Annotated in this window: 20 protein-coding genes; 1 reads left to right on the forward strand and 19 read right to left on the reverse strand. The window is 54.1% G+C overall.

Annotated features, from left to right (window positions below; all coding sequences use genetic code 11):
- Positions 1 to 77 precede the first annotated feature (77 nt).
- From NSQ80_RS13045 to NSQ80_RS13110, 14 genes are all read right to left on the reverse strand, one after another.
- On the reverse strand, positions 78 to 413 hold the full coding sequence (locus NSQ80_RS13045) for a YolD-like family protein (protein ID WP_323076858.1): 336 nt from the start codon (positions 411 to 413) through the stop codon (positions 78 to 80).
- Positions 410 to 1654 carry a DNA polymerase IV gene (locus tag NSQ80_RS13050; protein WP_339299342.1) on the reverse strand — a complete coding sequence of 415 codons (1245 nt, stop codon included), beginning with the start codon at positions 1652 to 1654 and terminating at the stop codon, positions 410 to 412. Before NSQ80_RS13050 ends, NSQ80_RS13045 begins: the two co-directional genes overlap by 4 nt.
- Entirely contained in the window at positions 1651 to 2037 is a 387-nt protein-coding gene (locus tag NSQ80_RS13055; RefSeq protein ID WP_339299344.1) for a hypothetical protein, read from the reverse strand. The genes NSQ80_RS13050 and NSQ80_RS13055 overlap by 4 nt, the downstream gene beginning before the upstream one ends.
- Entirely contained in the window at positions 2034 to 2420 is a 387-nt protein-coding gene (locus tag NSQ80_RS13060; protein WP_260070904.1) for a hypothetical protein, read from the reverse strand. Before NSQ80_RS13060 ends, NSQ80_RS13055 begins: the two co-directional genes overlap by 4 nt.
- A 201-nt stretch (positions 2421 to 2621) precedes the next feature.
- Positions 2622 to 3368 (reverse strand): type I methionyl aminopeptidase, encoded by a 747-nt coding sequence (map, locus tag NSQ80_RS13065; protein WP_085170456.1) that lies wholly within the window; start codon positions 3366 to 3368, stop codon positions 2622 to 2624.
- A complete protein-coding gene (locus NSQ80_RS13070) occupies positions 3365 to 4045 on the reverse strand; it encodes a TetR/AcrR family transcriptional regulator (RefSeq protein ID WP_009225268.1) in 681 nt (226 codons plus the stop codon). The genes map and NSQ80_RS13070 overlap by 4 nt, the downstream gene beginning before the upstream one ends.
- A 226-nt stretch (positions 4046 to 4271) precedes the next feature.
- On the reverse strand, positions 4272 to 4562 hold the full coding sequence (locus tag NSQ80_RS13075) for a stage VI sporulation protein F (protein ID WP_009225267.1): 291 nt from the start codon (positions 4560 to 4562) through the stop codon (positions 4272 to 4274).
- A gap of 104 nt (positions 4563 to 4666) precedes the next feature.
- Positions 4667 to 5521, reverse strand: coding sequence for a MurR/RpiR family transcriptional regulator (locus tag NSQ80_RS13080; protein ID WP_009225266.1), 855 nt, complete (start codon positions 5519 to 5521; stop codon positions 4667 to 4669).
- Positions 5522 to 5634: 113 nt separating this feature from the next.
- Complete coding sequence (locus tag NSQ80_RS13085) at positions 5635 to 7086, reverse strand: PTS transporter subunit EIIC (protein ID WP_260070901.1); 1452 nt, start codon at positions 7084 to 7086, stop codon at positions 5635 to 5637.
- A 43-nt stretch (positions 7087 to 7129) separates the two neighbouring features.
- Positions 7130 to 8035, reverse strand: a complete 906-nt coding sequence (gene murQ / locus NSQ80_RS13090; protein WP_260070900.1) for an N-acetylmuramic acid 6-phosphate etherase — start codon at positions 8033 to 8035, stop codon at positions 7130 to 7132.
- 324 nt (positions 8036 to 8359) lie between these two features.
- On the reverse strand, positions 8360 to 10411 hold the full coding sequence (gene recG, locus NSQ80_RS13095; protein WP_260070899.1) for an ATP-dependent DNA helicase RecG: 2052 nt from the start codon (positions 10409 to 10411) through the stop codon (positions 8360 to 8362).
- A gap of 334 nt (positions 10412 to 10745) precedes the next feature.
- A complete protein-coding gene (locus tag NSQ80_RS13100; protein WP_339299351.1) occupies positions 10746 to 11618 on the reverse strand; it encodes a DegV family protein in 873 nt (290 codons plus the stop codon).
- A gap of 25 nt (positions 11619 to 11643) precedes the next feature.
- Positions 11644 to 13419 carry a DAK2 domain-containing protein gene (locus NSQ80_RS13105; RefSeq protein ID WP_339299353.1) on the reverse strand — a complete coding sequence of 592 codons (1776 nt, stop codon included), beginning with the start codon at positions 13417 to 13419 and terminating at the stop codon, positions 11644 to 11646.
- 15 nt (positions 13420 to 13434) lie between these two features.
- A complete protein-coding gene (locus NSQ80_RS13110; protein ID WP_009225260.1) occupies positions 13435 to 13794 on the reverse strand; it encodes an Asp23/Gls24 family envelope stress response protein in 360 nt (119 codons plus the stop codon).
- Between the two features lie 211 nt (positions 13795 to 14005).
- Between NSQ80_RS13110 and rpmB the strand changes: the two genes are divergently transcribed.
- Entirely contained in the window at positions 14006 to 14194 is a 189-nt protein-coding gene (gene rpmB, locus NSQ80_RS13115; protein ID WP_009225259.1) for a 50S ribosomal protein L28, read from the forward strand.
- Between the two features lie 158 nt (positions 14195 to 14352).
- Here the strand turns inward: rpmB and spoVM are convergent, their stop codons facing one another.
- The 5 genes from spoVM to NSQ80_RS13140 all read right to left on the reverse strand — a co-directional run bounded on the left by spoVM (position 14353) and on the right by NSQ80_RS13140 (position 19137).
- The gene (gene spoVM / locus NSQ80_RS13120; protein WP_036621610.1) at positions 14353 to 14433 is read right to left on the reverse strand and encodes a stage V sporulation protein SpoVM; all 81 of its coding nucleotides are present in this window, start codon (positions 14431 to 14433) and stop codon (positions 14353 to 14355) included.
- A 139-nt stretch (positions 14434 to 14572) separates the two neighbouring features.
- Entirely contained in the window at positions 14573 to 15247 is a 675-nt protein-coding gene (gene rpe, locus NSQ80_RS13125) for a ribulose-phosphate 3-epimerase (protein ID WP_009225258.1), read from the reverse strand.
- Between the two features lie 4 nt (positions 15248 to 15251).
- Positions 15252 to 16166 (reverse strand): ribosome small subunit-dependent GTPase A, encoded by a 915-nt coding sequence (rsgA, locus tag NSQ80_RS13130; protein ID WP_009225257.1) that lies wholly within the window; start codon positions 16164 to 16166, stop codon positions 15252 to 15254.
- Positions 16167 to 16198: 32 nt separating this feature from the next.
- Complete coding sequence (pknB, locus tag NSQ80_RS13135) at positions 16199 to 18367, reverse strand: Stk1 family PASTA domain-containing Ser/Thr kinase (protein ID WP_260070896.1); 2169 nt, start codon at positions 18365 to 18367, stop codon at positions 16199 to 16201.
- Positions 18364 to 19137, reverse strand: a complete 774-nt coding sequence (locus NSQ80_RS13140; protein WP_009225255.1) for a Stp1/IreP family PP2C-type Ser/Thr phosphatase — start codon at positions 19135 to 19137, stop codon at positions 18364 to 18366. Before NSQ80_RS13140 ends, pknB begins: the two co-directional genes overlap by 4 nt.
- Positions 19138 to 19141: the final 4 nt, after the last annotated feature.

Here is a 19141-nt window from a genome sequence, read left to right on the forward strand (position 1 = left end):
TTCAATAAAAAGAGCTATCCCGGAAGCCGTCTACGACGACTTTTAAGGATAGCTCTTCAGGCATTCTTTATTTCATATCATTTCCACATACCATCAATAATGTCCGATAGCTTGATCCAACGAAAATCATTTCCATCAGTGATTCTGATGTTTTTTTGTTGCAGATCGATCTTCGTCACGACTCCGGTTATTTCCGCTCGATTCAATTCGCCAAATAATACTAAAGTGATCTCTTTCCTGAGCTGCATGGATTCAGCAATGAGCATGGAGATCCGTTCCATCTCTTGATCATCTAATTGCGGCCGTGTATTCTTTCGCAAATTCTGCTGGTGCATGAGATAAGCCTCCTTGTGCTCTGGGAGCATCATTCTGGACGATTCGAACAAGCCGTTTCCTTTCAATTTTTTGCTCATTTATAATGTCCTCCAATTTTTTGCGCACGATCCCGCGCTTGGCCCGACGCTTTTAAAGAAGAGGCCCTCATAATCGCGGTGCTTCCGTATTTCTCTTTAATTCGGTCCGTGGTTCTTTCCAACGCTAACTTTACTTCGCGGTTACTGAATAAAGTAAGCTGATATTCCTGGTCGCTTACCAACTGACTTAAAGTGACCCCAATTTTTCGAATGGGTAAACCGTCCCAATGTCGTTTAAATAGTTTTTTCGCTGCATGGAACACCTCATCCGTGAGGTTCGTCGGGTCGGGTAATTTCATTTGTCTGTAGAAGCCGGAAGGGTGATCAAAATCCGCTCCTTGACACCCTACCGAAACCACCCAGCCCATATAGCCTTTCATTCGAGCTCGTTGACATACTAACTCTGAGAGCTCTAATAGGGGAACCATGATATCGTCAAACTCCCAATAATCGTAGGGAAGGGTCATTTGATGGCCGATGGCTTTTTGCAAATCGTGTGTACTTGGCGTTACCGGGGAATGATCCTTGCCGTTGGCAATGAGCCACAGAACTTCCCCGTTCACTCCCCATTTGGCTCTTAATTTGGTCAGGGGAGTCTGGGCCAGCTGGCCAATGGTATATATCCCCATTTTCATTAAATGCCGGCGCATCCGGGAGCCCACCATAAACATCTGATGAATCGGCAACGGCCAAAGCACTTCTTGCAGATCTTTCACAGGCAAGTGAAAAATCCCCGAAGCATTACGTTTGGCGAAATTATCGCAGGCCATTTTGGAGAGCACCTTATTTTCACTAATTCCAATGCGTACACGAACGCCCGTCTCCTTCATGACTTTATCCTGAATGCTCCTCGCAATCTCATCAGGACCGCCAAAAAGCTGTAAGCTTCCCGTGACATCCAAATACTGTTCATCTATGCTGTACGGCTCTACCAAGTCCGTGTAGGATTGATAAATTTCTGTAATTTGCAAGGATACCCTGATGTATTCCTCCATACGGGGACGAATGACCACGAGATCCGGGCATTTTGCAAGTGCCTCTCCCAGCCTTTCTGCTGTAGTAATCCCATGCTGCTTGGCAAGGGGACACGCGGCGAGAATGATCCCGGAGCGACGGGCGGGGTCTCCTGCAACCACAACAGGTTTGTCTTCATACTCGGGGTGGGCCGCTTTCTCAACACTTGCGTAAAAGGATTGACAATCTGCCAGCATTACGACTCGGCTTTTGTTATCGCTTTTCATAGGCCGCTCCTTAAGTCGACGTTCAGATACTTACTCAAATATTTATTTAGCTCCGCTTTCACCAAGCTCCAAAGCACGGAGAACCTATGTTGATAGCCCCTGCACAAATAACGGGCTTCAATGCCCAATTCAGTACGTTGTTGCTCGAACACTTTTATTCCTCTGTCGCGCATTTTTTTCCGAAGCAACGTCAAGTCTGCAGTGATCAAATCTTGGGCAGTTCGTAAAGCTCTTACGTATACAACGTCCATCTTTAGCTTTACTGTCCCCAATGCTTTCATGTCCCTTTCCAACACATTCAAAAGAACAGGGAGTAAAATGTATTCTTTGACCAACTGGAGATCTTCTTCTGTCTCCAAGGGCGCTGGGGGCATACCTTTCATGAGAACATCCCCTCTTTCCTCACATCGATCCCCAGATAGGCGCAAAGCCGGCGGATCAGTTCCGCCTTGACCAATCCCCACAGCATGGAGAACTCGTACGTATACCCCCGGCATAAATAGCGGGCTTCAATCCCAAGCTTCGTCCGCCGCTCTTCGAACACCTTCAGTCCATGCTCACGCATGCCTTGGCGCACCCGGGCCAGGTCGGCGACCGCAGCGTTCTGCAGCAAGCGGATCAGCCCCTTATATACCTGCGGCAGCTTCAACGAAGCGGATGCCAGCGCGCGCTGGTCTCGTTCCAGTACATCAAGCAGCAGAGGAAGCAGCACGTATTGCTTGATCATCTCCGCCTCCTCCTGCGTTTGCCAAGGAATAGGGCTCATGCGGCTCCCTTCTTCATGCTGTCTGTCATATGCTCACCCTCTAATCAGAACGTTTGTTCCTATTATATTCATAATACGAACAAACATTCCCTTTCGCAACAGGTTTATGTTGGATAATTCGGCAGAGCGAAAGCATGCAAAAAAGGCGGATCCCTTGTCCCTTCGGACTTTGGGAATCCGCCTTCCTTTCCTGTTGGCTGCTTATTGAGCTGTTAAAATCAGCGGCCCGTCCGCCGTCAGCGCGATCGTATGCTCGAATTGGGCCGACAATTTGCCGTCCGCTGTACGCGCCGTCCAGCCGTCATCGTCGATCACGATGCGGAAAGTGCCTTCATTGATCATCGGCTCGATCGTAAACACCATGCCTTCCTTGAGCCGAATGCCCTTACCCGCTACGCCGACATGCTCGTAGTTGGGCTCCTCATGCAGGCTGCGTCCGATCCCGTGACCGAGCAGATCGCGTACGACGGAATAACCGTTCGCCTCCGCATGCTTCTGGATCGCCGAAGTCACATCGCCCAGCCGGTTGCCTGGAATCGCTTGGGCGATCCCCAGCTCCAGACATTCCTTCGTCACCCGCATCAGCTTTTCCGCCTCAGGACTCACCTGACCTACCGCATAACACCAGCACGAATCGCCAAACCAGCCGTCCGCCTCCGCAACGATGTCCAGCTTGAGCAGATCGCCGTTCTGCAGCGGCCGGTCCGAAGGGAACCCGTGGGCCACCACATCGTTCACCGATGCGCAGGTTTCGGCCGGGAACCCGTTGTACCCTTTCGTAAACTGCTTGCCGCCCAGCTTCGTAATATGCCGGACTACAAAATCATTAATTTCCTTTGTCGTGACCCCGGGTTGAATCATTTTGGCGACCTCCCGGTGACAATCCGCAACAATCTGATTCGCCCGTTTCATCTCTTCAATTTCCCGCGGCGATTTCAATATAATCATTCAGCTCTCACTCCTTCGAGGGTCCATCGGGTTCGCTCCGACAGCCGATACAATAGCAGACGCGCAATGTCTGCCGCTTCGTGGTCCAGCGTGCCTTGGCGCAGCGGAGAGCCGGCGCAGCCGGCCAGCGCAGCCAGCAACAATTCCGCCTGACGGACGCCCTCTCCCCCAGCGCCTTGTCCCGCCGCTAAGCTCGCAGTCGCAGCGGTCTCTCCGGAACCCGGCGGCAAACCGCGCTCCAGCACCGCGGCGAACGGCAGCAACACCTCGCGGCGGAACGTCTCCGCAAGCGGCAGTGCCCGGGCTTCCGGCAGCAGCTGGAAGCCATCCGCCGCCAGCTTATACAACAGATAAACGCCGTGATCCTTGGCCCACAGCTTCAGCAGCCGGGTACCTGCCGCAACAAGGGAATCGGCGGCCGCTTCCTGCTCCTCCGTCCTCAGGTCGATCCATTCCCCGGCCCGGTCCATCGCCGTCCACAGCACGTCATGCAGCAGATCCCCTTTATTACTGTAATAGTGGTAGACCGTGCCGTAACCAAGCCCGGCCTTGGTCGCCACGTCCCGAATCTCTAACGTCAGGCCTTTCTCAAGAAACACATCGGCGGCCGCGACACGAATTTGAGCAAGCCGGCGCAGCCTGATCTCTTCATTTTGTTCCTTCGTACGCGGGGTCATCCGCCACAACCTCCTTTTATTTTTGACCTACTCTCATGTCAATATAAAACAAAACATGGAGATTGGCAAGCAGAAATGACTCCCGGCGCTTTGTGCCCCGCTCATGTATCGTTTAGCTTATCTCGCCTGGCCCCGGATCATCCCTCCGAGAAAATAGCAAAAGGCCGCCGGGGTACCGGTCCCCAGGGCCTTATCACCCGTCCCGCCGCATCTCTGCGCGCTTGCTCTAGCGGAACATTCCCCATAAGCGCAGCAAGTGAAGCGTATTCCGCGGGTCGATTCGCTGATCGATGACGAATTGGACGATTTGCTCTTCCTGAACGCCGCTCAATCTTTCGCCAAGCACAGAAGCGGCCGTTCTAACGAGCCTGCGCACCTTAACGCGATCCTGCAAATCCGCGCGGGTGAGGCCGTCGACGACCTGTTTCATCCGCTCTTTGATCGCCGGATTTTTCATTTTCAACTTCACCCGTTCGACCAGCTGCGGACTGATTCCATACTGATAATAGCTGGGCATCGTGACTAGCACCTCCTGTCCCGTCATTTCCGGACTTCAACCCTAATATATGACGGTAAGGCTGTCCATAGTGCCTGAAAATCCAAAAGCACGCGGGAAAGCCGCTAGTTCTGTTTGAGGAACGCCGTTGCCTCATGGGTTTGACTCAACCTGAGGATCGTCTCTTCGTATTGCGTCGAGGCGTACGCGAAGAACAAAATATCGATCATGACCAATTGTGCCAACCGCGAGCTGGACGCCCCGCTACGCAGGGTCGCTTCCGGCGCCTGCGGCGTGTACAGCATCAAATCGGCCAGCTCGGCTACTTTATGATTGCCGAAACGGGACAAGCCGATGGTGCGCACGCCGTACTTTTGGGCAACCCGGAACAATTGCAGCACTTCCTTGGTGTTCCCGCTGTAAGAGATGCCCATAAACAAGGCCCCCGGCGGAGCGCTGGCCAGCGCGGCCGCAATTAGATGCTCGTCCTGCAGAGCGAACGCTTGCTTCCCCAGGCGCAGCCACTTTTGTGCGGCATCCGCTGCGACGATCGCCGAAGCGCCTACCCCGTACATATGGATGACGGAAGCCTCTCGGAAGCTGTCCACCACCTGCTCGATCAGTTCGGGCTGCAGGTGAAGCATCATATCTTGAATGGCTTGGAGACTGTTGGAGACCGTCTTTTGAATGACGTTTTGAATCGTCTCCCCGCGTTCGATGTCATAATAGCCTGGTCTTTGCGGTTTGGCATTATCGACCGACAAACGCATTTTCAAATCAGGAAATCCGCTCAGCCCCAGCGAACGGCATAGCCGGGTAATCGCCGCCGCACTGGTCCCCGCTTTATCGGCGACCGCATGGATACTTAAGCCGGAGACTTCCGCCGAAGCCGTCAAAATATATTGGGCCGCCTTTCTTTCCGATTCAGGCAGTTGTTCCAGCATGGCCTCCATTTGCGTAAGTACGCTTCCCGTCGTCACGGTCATCCCCTCCGTATTCCCAATCCGTCTGATGCTATTTCCATTCCCATAAAACGCAAAAGAAACGCGGCGGCCTGGTTAAAGGCAGCCAAACGTTTCTCTGCTGGCTTGTATTATCTATTATGCTCTATAAGCATCTGCTTTGTAAAACCAAAGAAATACGTGAGCAAGAATCCGGCGACATAGGAGACGATCAACCCGGCCAAGTAACCGAGAATCGTCATGCCGATTCCCATTGGGCCTTGAATCAGCGGGATCAGGACGAGGCCGGAAGGTCCAATCGCCACCGAGCCGATGAAGTTCCCCGTCATCGCGAACAAACCAAGCACAGCCCCGCCAAACCCACCGCCAAGACAAGCGGTTACAAACGGCCGGCCCAGAGGCAAGCTGACCCCGTAAATGAGCGGTTCGCCGATGCCAAGAAATCCGACGGGCAACGCCCCTTTGATCATGTTGCGCATTCTCGCGTTATGCTTCAGCTTGATATAAATGGCGATCGCCGAGCCGACTTGCCCCGCCCCCGCCATGGCCAGGATCGGCAGCAACGCCGTGTATCCGACCTGCGAAATCAATTCGGCATGAATCGGAATGAGCGCCTGGTGCAAGCCGAACATGACCAGCGGCAGGAACAGCGCAGCGAGAACGAAGCCGGACAGCGGTCCGCCATGGGCCAACAGCCAAGTTGTTACCTGTCCGATGCCTTGAGAGATAATACCGCTGACCGGCATCAGGAAGAACACGGTAACCAAGCCTGCAAGCAACAGCGCAATGGTAGGAGTTACGATGATATCAATCGCTGCCGGCATCCGTTTACGAATCCATTTTTCCAACACAGAGATCAGCCCTGCGGCCAAAATCGCCCCGATGATTCCGCCCTGCCCCGCATTCAGCTTAATTTCACCAAACAGGGGATAGGTATAAGAGATATTCGCCACCGCCGGTGCAACGATGATCGCGGCCACGGCACCGCCAAGCGCGGGCGTTCCCCCGAACTCTTTCGCGGCATTCCCCCCGGCAAAGATCGTCAAATACCCGAAGAAGGCCGAGCCAATGACACTAATAATCGGTTGGAGCGTAAGCAGCCAGTCCGCCCCGTTGCCGGAAGTAATCAGGTTATTGATCAAGCCGGCGATACCGTTGATAATCCCGGCCCCTACCAACGCGGGAATCAGTGGAATAAAGATGTTGCCGATTTTTCGCAAGAAATTTTTGAAAGGCGTGTTGTTCTTCTTTTTGAGCTCTGCCTTGATCTCCGAGCCCTCGCGGAGCGTCGCCGTTTGGCCGCCAGCTGCTGCTCCTTGGCCGCCATGCCCCTCTTCTTTCAGAAGTTTGCCAAATTCTTCCGCCACACTATTCACAACACCCGGTCCGAGGATTACTTGATACGTCTCATCATCAACCGCACCAAGTACGCCCTCGATCTGTTTGAGCCCGATTTCGTCAATTTGGCTACGGTCCCGGACCGACACCCGCAACCGGGTCATGCAGTTCGTAAATTGCTCCACATTGTCAGAACCGCCGATGGATTCCAAGATCCGTTTCGCCATAGTTTCATATTTGCTCATTGGGAAGCCTCCTGCTCTCTATAGGATGGTCTTACTTGTTTCTTCAACGTATTGCAGACGCAGACTTCGCAGCCTTACCGATAAACCCTTGGTTCTCCTCCAATTTCTCCAAGGCTACCTCATACGAACATCCTGTCAAAATCATCAGGATCGCTGGTTTCGCTTTCCCTTCGGCAAGGCGCAAGGTGTTCTCAGCGGTTGATGCATCGCAGCCAGTTGCCTCCATCACAATCCGCTTCGCCCGATCGGCCAGCTTCTCATTGGTGGGCTGAACATCAACCATCAAATTGCCGTAAACCTTACCTAAGCCGATCATCGACGCGGTAGACAGCATATTGCAGACCAGCTTTTGCGAGGTTCCCGCTTTAAGCCGCGTCGACCCAGTCAGCACCTCGGGACCGTTCTCGATCTCAATCGCGATGTCAGAAATGGTGCTGATCACCGCATTCTTGTTGCAGCTGATACTAATCGTCTTTGCACCAACTTGCTTGGCGTATTCCAATCCGCCGATGACATAAGGCGTACGACCGCTCGCGGCGATTCCGACGACCGCATCCTTGGCGGTAAGCCCGAGGTTTTGCAGATCCGTCCGACCGAGCTCGGCCCGATCCTCCGCTCCCTCAACGGCCTTGATAAAAGCGTTGCTGCCGCCTGCGATCAGCCCAACCACCTGGTCCGGGGAAGTACCAAATGTCGGCGGACACTCCACCGCATCCAGCAAACCGATCCGTCCGCTTGTGCCAGCCCCCATATAAATCAGCCGGCCCCCTTTTTTGAGCGACTCCGTAATGGCAGTCACGGCCTGGGCGATTTTGGGAATTTCCTTTTTAACCGCTCCGGCTACTTTCGCGTCCTCTTCGTTCATCACCGTAAGCAGCTCGGTCACTTCCATTTCATCCAAGCGCATCGTTCGCTCGTTTCTCGCCTCGGTTGTCAGATTTTCCAGCATATAAGATACACTCCTTTGTTTGCGTCAATCCTAGTTGTAAGTGCTTTCGACATGATTATAATCTATTTGATATTTTATTTCAATATATTACTTTTTTATTGAAATAAAATATCAAATCGTGTTACTTCCTGTTTTTTTAAGTTATCAGAAAGTATAAACTTCGGGGCATTGGCATCCTGATATCGCAAGAAAAACTTCCGCTTAAACGCGGTCTGTCAACTTTGAATGTACATCGATAGACGTTTTTCTTATGATGTATTTTGTGCAAAAAAATAACCGTCCGCGGATCCCGCGAACGGTTTGATGCTTGCTTGCCGTATCAATTTAATCGATCAGCTCACCTTGAAAAACCTGCTCCCGCCGCAGATATTCCCGCAGCGGTCCGTACTCGGGCGAAGTCCAGAACGCTTCGCCCGCAACCAGCCGGGCGGCATCGTCCCGCGCCGCCTCCAGCACCGCGTAGTCGCTGACCATGTCCGCGACGCGAAAATCCGGCACGCCGCTTTGCTTCGTGCCGAAGAAATCCCCGGGACCCCTAAGCTCCAGGTCCCGCCGGGCCACCTCGAAGCCGTCGTCCGTATCGGTCATGACCTTCATCCGCTCCTGACCTACCTCCGACTTCGGATCGGCGATGAGCACGCAATACGACGCGTGCTCCCCCCGGCCTACACGCCCGCGCAGCTGGTGGAGCTGGGACAAGCCGAACCGGTCGGCGTCCATTACGATCATCAGCGTGGCGTTGGGCACGTCGACGCCGACCTCAACGACGGTCGTCGAGACGAGCAGCTGCACCTCGTTCTCGTAGAACGCGCGCATCACTTCGTCCTTCTCCGCCGCCGTCATCCGCCCGTGCAGCAGCCCGACCTTCATGTTCGGGAACGCCTGCTGCATCGACACGTACAAGTCGATCGCGTTCTGCACGTCCAGCTTGTCCGACTCCTCGATCAGCGGGCAGATGACGTAGGCTTGCCGGCCTTGCGACACCTCCCGCTCAATAAAGCCAAGCACGCGGTCCATCATGCTGTGCTTCACCCAATAGGTCGTGATCGGCTTGCGCCCCTTCGGACGCTCCGACAAGGTGGATACGTCCATATCGCCAAAGGCGGTAATCGCCAGCGTGCGCGGAATCGGCGTCGCCGTCATCGTCAGCACATCCGGGTTAAAGCCTTTGCGCCGCAAAATGCTGCGCTGATTCACGCCAAACCGGTGCTGCTCATCGGTAATCACCAGGCTCAGCGACCGAAAAAACACGTCCTCCTGGATCAACGCATGCGTACCAACCACGATGTCGGTGAGCCCCATTTGCAGCGAGCCAAGCAAATCCTTGCGTTTGCGCCCCGTCACACTGCCGGTCAACAGACCGACCGTGATGCCAAACGGCTCAAACAGCCGGGACAGTGAGCGCATATGCTGCTCGGCCAAAATTTCCGTCGGCACCATAAAGGCGCCCTGGTGCCCGGACTTCACCGCCGCGTACAAGGCGATGGCGGCGATTACCGTCTTGCCGGAACCGACGTCGCCTTGCAGCAGCCGGTTCATGCAATAGGGTGAGCGCATATCCTTTAGAATTTCCAGCTCCACCTTCTTCTGGGCATCGGTCAGCTCAAACGGCAGGCTACGCACAAATTCCCGAATCGTGGCGTTATCAACCACATGCGCTACCCCGTCCATCCGCTCGTGGTTCATCGCTCGATACGCCTGCAGCTTGAGTTGGAACAAGAACAGCTCCTCGTACACCATGCGGCGCCGCGCCTGCTGTCCCTCCTCGCTGTCCTGCGGCTGGTGCAGCCGCAAAATCGCCGTCTTGCGGGGCATCAGCCCATATTTGCGAAGCAGTTCGGGCGGCAGGATCTCCGGGATCATCTCCCCGTATTGCTGCAACGCTTGTCCAATCGTCTTACGCATCCATTGCTGCGTAATTTTGCCGCCTACGGAATAGACCGGCTGCAAACTGCCGCTGCGGAGCGTCCCGCGGTCGGGGAACTCCGACTCCGACACCGTCAGCTGACTGCGGCGCATGTCCCATTTGCCGGTCAGGATAATCTCCCGTCCCGTCGTCAGCTGATCCTTGAGGAAATGACGGTTGAACCATGTCGCCGTAAACATCCAGTCATCGGCGATCATTTTGCAGGTCAGGCGGGATTTCCGCCCGTACCGTTGCAGTACCGGAAGACCCATGATTTGGGCCTGCACCGTCACCTTATCCCCATCCTTCACTTCCGTCAAGGAGCGCAGCCGGTAATCCTCGTACCGGAACGGATAATATTCAATCAAATCATTCACCGTAAAGATGCCAAAGGCGTGAAGCTCTTCTTGTTTAAGAGCGCTCACGCCGCTGACTTGCTTTACGGGGATGTGATGTAAATCCAACTTCATCCCCTCACTTTATAGAGGTAGTTCAAAAACGCATCTTCGGATCACGTAGTTCAGACGCAACCCGGACAGCAGCCTAACGGAACTGAGAGACGTTATTTATCCTTTTTGCAGCGATTACTGTGGCTAACGGAACGGAAAGACCTTATTTGGAGCTTTAGCAGCTTATGATCAGCCTTTCGAGCCAAATAAGGTCTCTGAGTTCCGTTACACCGGGAAATCGCCGGGAAATGGTCAAATAAGGGCCCTCAGTTCCGTTAAAATCGTCCAGAGCCACGGCCACGGACCACAGCCACAACCACAGCCACAGCCGCACCCACACCGCAACTTCCAAACATCACTTCGCCGGCCAAATAAACGTCGCCACGGTCCCCGGACCTACGTGCGTGCCAACCACGGCACCGATGCTGTTGCGGACAACCTCATGCAGCGTAAAGTGCTGCCGCAGCAGAGCCAGGATCTCCTCGGAGCCTTCCGGATTCACGCAATCGCAAACGGCCACGTTAATGTCCTTCACCCCGGCAAAATCATTCACAAACAACTCGATGACGCGGGCCATAGCCTTCTTGCGGCCTCGGACTTTATCGACAGCGTAAATCACGCCCTCCTGGTCCACCGACAAGATCGGCTTAATGTTCAGCAGGTTGCCCAGAATGGCTGCGGCTTTACCGATCCGTCCGCCTTTTTGCAAGTATTCCAGCGTATCGACGAGAAAATATAACCGACGCGCCTTCCCGAGCCGCTCAACCTCAGCTCGAATTTCCTCGACCGAAGCCCCTTGCTTCGCCATCCGCGCGGCATGCACAACCTGAAGGCCAAAACCGTACGTCGCACACAGCGAGTCAATGACCGTGACATCGACCGGATGCCCCAGCTCTTCTTCCAGCATCTCCTTCGCCAGCACTGCGGATTGATAAGTTCCGCTCATCCCGGAGGAGATATGGATCGAAATGATCGGTGATCCGGGATAGGCAGCAAGCAAGTTGCGGTAAACCTCCACATACTGAGACGGCGAGGTCTGCGAAGTGGTAGGCAGTTCCTTCGATTTGCTCAATTTATCGTAGAACTCTTCCGCGGTGATGTCGATGCCTTCGAGATAAGATTGGTCCCCGAAGGCCAGCCGCATCGGTACGATATGAATGCCGTATTCCGAAACGGTCGCCTGCGGGATATCCGCCGTACTGTCGGCAATAATGATAGCCTGATTCATAAGCATCTTCATCCTCTCATGGGGATTAGGATTCTACCGAAAACAGATAATAATAAATCGGTTGCCCGCCGTTATGGACCTCTACCTCGACGTCGGGATACTCCTCATGAATCCAGGCCACCAGCGCATTCGTCATCTCTTCGTCAGCTTCTTCACCGGCCAGCACCGTCACGATTTCATCGCCGCCAGTGAGCATCTTGGCTAATAAGCCCTGACTCGTTTCCAGCAAGCCCTCTTCGGTGGCCACGATTTTAGAATCTGCAATACCGATATAATGACCTGCCGTAATCTCCAAATCATCAAACATCGTGTCGCGGACCGCATACGTCACTTGGCCCGTCTTCACGTGTTGCACCGCGTTCTGCATATTATCCGCGTTGGCTTCCACGCTTTCTTCTTCTTGGAAAGCAAACGCTGCGGCAATCCCCTGAGGAATGCTTTTGCTTGGGATAACCGTCACGCTGCGCTCCCCTTCAAGCAAATCACGTGCCTGCTGCGCAGCCAGAATAATATTCGAGTTATTCGGCAGGACAAACACGTGCTGAGCCGAAATCGATTGGATCGCCTTCACGAAATCTTCAGTGCTTGGGTTCATCGTCTGCCCGCCGGACAGGACGACATCCACACCTAAGCTCTTGAAAATTTCCGAAATTCCCTGACCGGAAGCAACGGCGATAAAGCCATAAGGCGCCAGCTCATCCGCAGGAATCCCTGCCGGATCCACCGGTTGGGCCGGTTCTGCCGGAATTTCGGCGAACAGCTCCGGCATCGGCGGCGCGGCATCCATCCCTGCAATCAACAGATCCCGGTGCTGCTCACGCATGTTCAAGATATGAATTTGTGTAATTTCACCGTAACGCAGCGCCAGATTCAGCACGTCGCCCGGCGTTTTCGAATGGACATGGACTTTGATAATCTCGTCGTCAGCGATCACGATAATCGAATCCCCATTGACCGAAAGCGCTTTCCGGAACTGATCCTCGTCAAAAACAGCATCCTTGATTTCACCGATTTTTCGATTAATGAAAAATTCCATGTCATAGAGGTATTCGATATCCTCTGTTTCGAGCTTGGCCTGTGCCGAAGCTGGAGCATGCACCGGTACGGCCGTTTGAGCACGCTGCTCTGGTTTGGCAACTGGTGCGGGGGCTTGTCCCAATGTCGCAGCGGCTTCACTGCTGGCGCCGCCTTGCAGCCATTGTAAAAATCCTTCATAAATATAAACAAGTCCTTGACCGCCCGAATCCACGACGCCAACCTGTTTCAATACCGGCAACAGCTCCGGCGTATTCGCGAGCGCTTCCTTCGCTTTGGCCAGCACCTCGCTCATCAATTCCGTGATATCCGTTGTTCTGCGCGAATAATAGACGGCATGCTTAGCTGCTTCCTTGGCTACCGTCAGAATCGTGCCCTCCACCGGTTTGACGACCGCTTTATAAGCGGTATCTACCCCGCTTTGCAGCGCAGCGGCAAATTGGGCTGCATTCATCTCTTCCAATGATGCAGCAGAACGGCTAAAGCCACGGAACAGTTGGGACAAAATCACGCCGGAATTCCCGCGCGCGCCCATCAACAGGCCCTTGGATAAAGTGGCTGCTCTGCTGCCCAAACCTCCGGTTCCGTGATCTTTCAATTCCGTTACGCCGGCGGTCATCGTCAAATTCATATTCGTTCCGGTGTCCCCATCGGGTACCGGGAATACGTTCAGGGAATTGACGTGCTCAGCATGCTCTGTCAGCCGCTTTGCGCCTGCCAATACCATAGCGGTGAAATCTGTTCCAGTTAAAGAACGCTTACTCAATGAAAATTCCCCTTCCTAGCTTGATACGCGTACACCTTGGACTACGATATTCACCTGATCCACTTCGAGTCCAACGATTTCACTTAGTACGTATTTCACTTTGAGCTGTATGTTGTGTGCGACCTCGGAAATTTTCGTGCCATAACTGACTATAATATAAAGATAAATAGCTAATCGATGATTATCCAGGTTCACTTCCACACCCCGGGCCAAATTCTCGCGCCCCAGCAATTCGGCAATGCCGTCCTTCAACTGCTTTCGGCTTGCCATTCCAACCAGTCCATAACACTCCATGGCGGCCGATCCGGCGATCACCTTAATGGCTTCCTCCGAAATATCGATTCGTCCATATTTGGTCGTAAGATTTACAGCCACGCCTATCTCACTCCTTCCATAGAAATTATTATGGACTAAACTATATTGTACTATAAGACCAGAGAGAAATAAATAAAAGAGTCGAACGTCAATAGCTGTTGACGGAGCTTTTTTTACTGTGATATAATATTTAAGTATTGTCAATAACCGTGATATTGTATTGTTAGTGTTATTTTCAAGACAGGTGTATCTGGAACAGGAGGTGTAATGAATGGCTCGCAAATGTTATGTGACTGGCAAGAAGCCAGGCAGCGGTAACCATGTATCTCACGCAAACAATCGCAATCGGCGCTCTTGGGGCGTAAACGTGCAGAAGGTCCGGATCTTGGTAGACGGCAAACCGAAACGCGTATACGTTAGCACTCGGGCTTTGAAATCCGGTAAAGTGACCCGCGTGTAACAGACGGGACGAATTATAGACAAAAAGCACCTTTTCCTATGGAGGTGCTTTTTTACTGCGCTTTTTCCCTTGAAGTCAGCGGCCCAAGCAATCCTTGATGGCGGGAACCGCCAGGCGCGCTCTTCCGCTGCTTGGGGCGGGTTCTCAGGCCCCGCCCGCTAGTTCTTGTGAAACGTGTTCAGTACCGCCTTAACGAATCCTCCCAAAAACTTAGGCAGCTTGAATGTGTAAAATTTCATCGTTCACCCTCCCCATCGTGCTCATGCCTTCACCCATATTCTATGTTTGATGTCATTTACTCGTGTATTCCCGCCACAAAAAAAAAGGCTACATGAGAACCTTCGCTCATGTAACCAATGTATGCGCATCTTGAAGCGCCTATGCCAATCCGGCCAGGCTCTCGCGGATTTCTGCCATCGCAGCACGCCGGTCAGCTTGGCCAAACACCGCATTGCCGGCAACCAGCACATCCGCTCCCGCTTCTACAACCAGCGGCGCCGTCGCAGCGGCGATCCCGCCGTCCACTTCAATCCGCAAATCGTTTAAGCCCAGCTCATCCTTCCAGGCCTTCAGCTGCCGAATTTTGCGCAGCGTTCCCGGAATAAACGCCTGTCCGCCAAAGCCGGGATTTACCGTCATCACAAGTACGAGATCGACGTCCTCCAGCACCTCGCGAACGGCCGAAGCCGGTGTGGCTGGATTAATCGCCACGCCCGCCTTAACCCCTTGCTCCTTAATCAGGTGCAGCACCCGGTGCAGATGCACGCAAGCTTCCGCATGTACGGTGATAAGATGCGCGCCCGCTTTGGCAAAGGCCGGGATATATTCCTCGGGCTTCTCGATCATCAGATGGACGTCCAGCGGCAGCTTGGTCTGCGGAGCAATCGCTTGCAGCACCAGCGGACCAAACGTCAGGTTCGGGACGAAATGGCCGTCCATCACGTCCACATGCAGCCAGTCAGCGCCTCCCCGCTCTACGTCAGCGACCTCCTCGCCCAGCTTGGCGAAATTCGCCGACAAAATCGACGGCGCGATATAGATGTTGTTGCTCATGACGTCAATACCTCCGCTTCTTGTCCTTCATCTCTTCATAGAACTGTACATAATGCTCATAACGGCTGGCGGCGATTTCTCCATTGTCCGCAGCCTCTCTGACCTTGCAGCCCGGCTCATGCAAATGGCTGCAGCCGCGGAATTTACAGCCCTCCGCGTAATCGGCAAATTCCCGGAAGCAGCTGGATAACTCCTCGATCCCTAACTCGAGAAAATCCAGCTGGCTAAAGCCCGGGGTGTCAGCCACGTAACCGCCGTTCTCCAGCTCAATCAGCTCGACATGCCGCGTCGTATGACGTCCCCGGCCCAGCTTGAGGCTGATTTCACTTGTCTCCAGCGATAACCCGAGCATCGCGTTAAGCAACGAGGATTTTCCGACCCCCGACTGCCCCGAGAAGACGCTGATCTCCCCAGCCAAACGGGATTTTACCTCCTCGGTTCCCATCCCGGTCACGGAGCTGGTGACAATGACCTCATAGCCGATTGATTCATACATTGCTTTGACCTGGCGAATGATTTCGGGAGTTTCTTCCGCCCCGTCCTCCTCCAGCAAATCCTCCTTGGTGAGGCAGATCAATGCTTGCAGACCAGCGTGCTCGATATGCACCAGAAACTTGTCCAGCAGCTGCAAATTGAGATCCGGCTCCCGCAGGGAGAACAGCAGCACCGCCAGCTTGGCGTTGGCGATCGGCGGACGGATCAGCTCGGTTTCCCTTGGCAGGATTTCGTCCACGGTGCCTTCCCCGTTTTCGGTGGGGGAATAGACCACCCTGTCGCCTACCAAGGGAGTAATGCCTTTCTTCTTAAAAATCCCTCGTCCGCGGCACTGGATATAAGCATCCGCTGCCCCGTCCTGTGCCGTCGCCGGCTTCACGTAGTAATATCCGCTTAATGCCTTCACAATCAAGCCTTCAGGCATATCCGCCGGCCTCGCTTTCATATCGGTCTGACTTAATTGCCATTGCCATGTTTGTTTCGTTTACCCGCCTTTCCTTTACCTTGGGCTGCGCCTTGCTCATTCTGGAGCGAAGCCAGCTTACCGGATAAGATCATGCCGGTATCGGGTGGATTATCACCCGAGTTCATGTCCATTGTGTCCTCATCTTCCGTACCGCCTTGATCCGGGAATTGCGGCACAGGTACAGTTCCTTGCTTCGCATCGATGTACGAGATCGGGTAAGTATCCAGCAAGACGCCGTCGCGCGTTACTGTCACGTAACCGTTCTTGTTCGGCGCCAGAACCAGGTCAACCGACAGGTATTGCGGTTTGCCTACCTTTTGCGTGCCCCATTCGCGCCCTTCTCCACGAGCATCCCCATACACGATCGTATATTTGCTGATTTGGCCTTCCTGTGCAGGTGCAGCCGGTACTTGGAACGTATAGTTGATCGCTTCCTGCGGATAACCGGTGCTGATAAACAACGTCACTTTCGAGCCTGGCACCACCAGGTCGTCCGGGGCATAAGGCCACTGTTTCGTTACTCTGCCCGCCTCGACCTCAAAGCTCGATTCCTCTTTGATTCCGTCTTCAGCCAGCACCAGCCCTGCGTCTCGGATCAATTTTTCCGCTTCCGCTTGCGTCTTGTTCACGAGGTCCGGCATTTTCACCTCAGACGGTCCCTTGCTGACCTTCAGCACGATCGTATCCGTCTCGGGATCAAATTCCTCTCCGGCTTCCGGCGATTGGCTGATGATCATGCCTGGCTCAATCTCGCTGTTGTTTTCCTCCACTTTCCGCACGCGGGCCTCGTCTACGCCAAGCTCTTTCAGCTGCTGCAGCGCATCATCATAGTTTCCCGTTAATGCCGGCATTTTTGCCAGCGGCTTCTCCGTGCTCACCTTCAAGTCGATGACTGAGCCTTCCTTGACCATCGTCCCCTCCGGCTTGCTCTGCTCATAGACGATCCCCTCGTCCACGCCTTCTTTGTATTCCCGGGTGATCTCCCCAACGGCAATCCCTTTATCGGTCAGGGTCTGAATCGCCTGTTCCTCGTGCAGATTAAGCACGTTTGGCACCGCGACTTCTGGGACGGTCACCAATTTCGTCACGTACCAGGCAACGCCGGCCAAGGCAAGCAGGACGACCAGCGTCAGGCTGACCCAAAGCGCCGGCTTGCTCCAAGCCTTTTTCTTAGGAGCGCTCTCCCGTTCCTCCACCATCGCCGCTCCGCTGTCGCGGGACAGTTTGGACGGCCCTGCCGCCACACCTTGAGGTTGATGCTGCGGACGGATCGCCGGAATGATTCGCGTGCTGTCTTCGTCATGATCATCTATAAAGGCCAATTTCGATTCCATTCTTCGTTCCGGCAACAAGCAGGTTTCCAGGTCGCGCAGCATCTCTTTGGCAGACTGGTAGCGTTCGTTCGGATTTTTCCGCATCGATTTCAAGATGATGTTCTCCACACTTTGCGGAATCATCGGATTCACCATACGCGGCTCATCGAATTGCTCCTGCAAATGCTTTAATGCTACGCTGATTGGGCTTTCACCAAGGAACGGCAACCGACCGGTCAGCATCTGGTACAACACGATCCCCAGCGAGTACAGGTCGGATTTCTCCCCAGTGGCTACGCCTTTCGCATGCTCCGGCGAGAAATAATGCACCGAGCCCACCACTGAGCCGGTTTGCGTAATGGTCGCCGACGTGACGGCACGGGCAATCCCGAAATCGGTCACTTTGACGCGTCCGTTTCGTCCAATCAATATGTTATGAGGTTTGATATCCCGGTGAATAATTTGGTTATGATGGGCGTGGTCCAGCGCATCGGCGATTTGCGACGCAATGCGAACGGCTTCTTCAACCTGCAGCGGGGCCCGCTCCTTAATAATTTCGTTGAGATTCTGCCCTTCAACGTATTCCATCACGATGTAATGGATCTCATCATCTTGTCCAACGTCATACACGCTGACGATATTCGGGTGCGACAAGGATGCAGCAGACTGCGCCTCCCGGCGGAAACGCCGGATAAATTCCTCGTCGTTCACAAATTGTTGACGCAGCACTTTGATGGCCACGTAGCGGTTCAGCAGCAGGTCCTGCGCTTTGTAGACAAGCGCCATGCCCCCTCCGCCGATCCTCTCGATAATTTGATAACGACCGCCCAATTCGTGTCCGATCATGAATTCCACTCCTTTTTGCCCGACCCGGCATCCTCATGTTGTTCCAGCAGGGCAACGCTAATGTTATCGTCGCCTCCTGCGCTTAGCGCCAGCTGGAGCAATCGGTCGGCCCGGCCCTGTAACCCAAGATCTTCTGAGCCAAGCGTCAGAGCCATTTGTTCCGGTGTCACGTAGTTGCTGAGCCCGTCGCTGCAGAGCAGCAAAATATCCCCCGGCTCCAGCGATACCCGGTTCATGTCGACCTCGACTTGCTCATCGGTTCCCAGCGCGCGGGTCACGACATTCCGATGCGGATGCACCGTTGCCTCCTCAGCGCTGATCTGATTGTTCTTGAGCAGCTCGTTGACCAGCGAGTGGTCATCCGTCAATTGGATGAGCTGGCCCTGCCGGAAATGGTAGGCCCGGCTGTCGCCGATATGAGCGATTACGCCGTCGCGGCCTGCAAAGATCCCAGCGACAACCGTGGTGCCCATACTATGGTATTCCACATGCTCTGACGCTTTGCGGAATACGGCTTCGTTGGCGTGAAGAATCGCCTTCTTCAATTCTTCCCCGCAAGCCTCCACCGACAATCCTGTCGGCAGCGCCCCCAAATCCTCGGTAATGGTCTCAACCGCCATGCGGCTGGCAATGTCTCCAGCCTGATGGCCGCCCATTCCGTCCGCGACAATCGCCAGCGTGTATCCCGATTCCAGCTGGTCCACCCATGTGCAGTCCTCATTGACGGAACGGACTCGTCCCACATCACTTACAAAAACACAATTCATCATATTC

This window comes from Paenibacillus sp. FSL K6-2441, assembly GCF_037964765.1.
Classification (GTDB): domain Bacteria; phylum Bacillota; class Bacilli; order Paenibacillales; family Paenibacillaceae; genus Fontibacillus; species Fontibacillus phoenicis.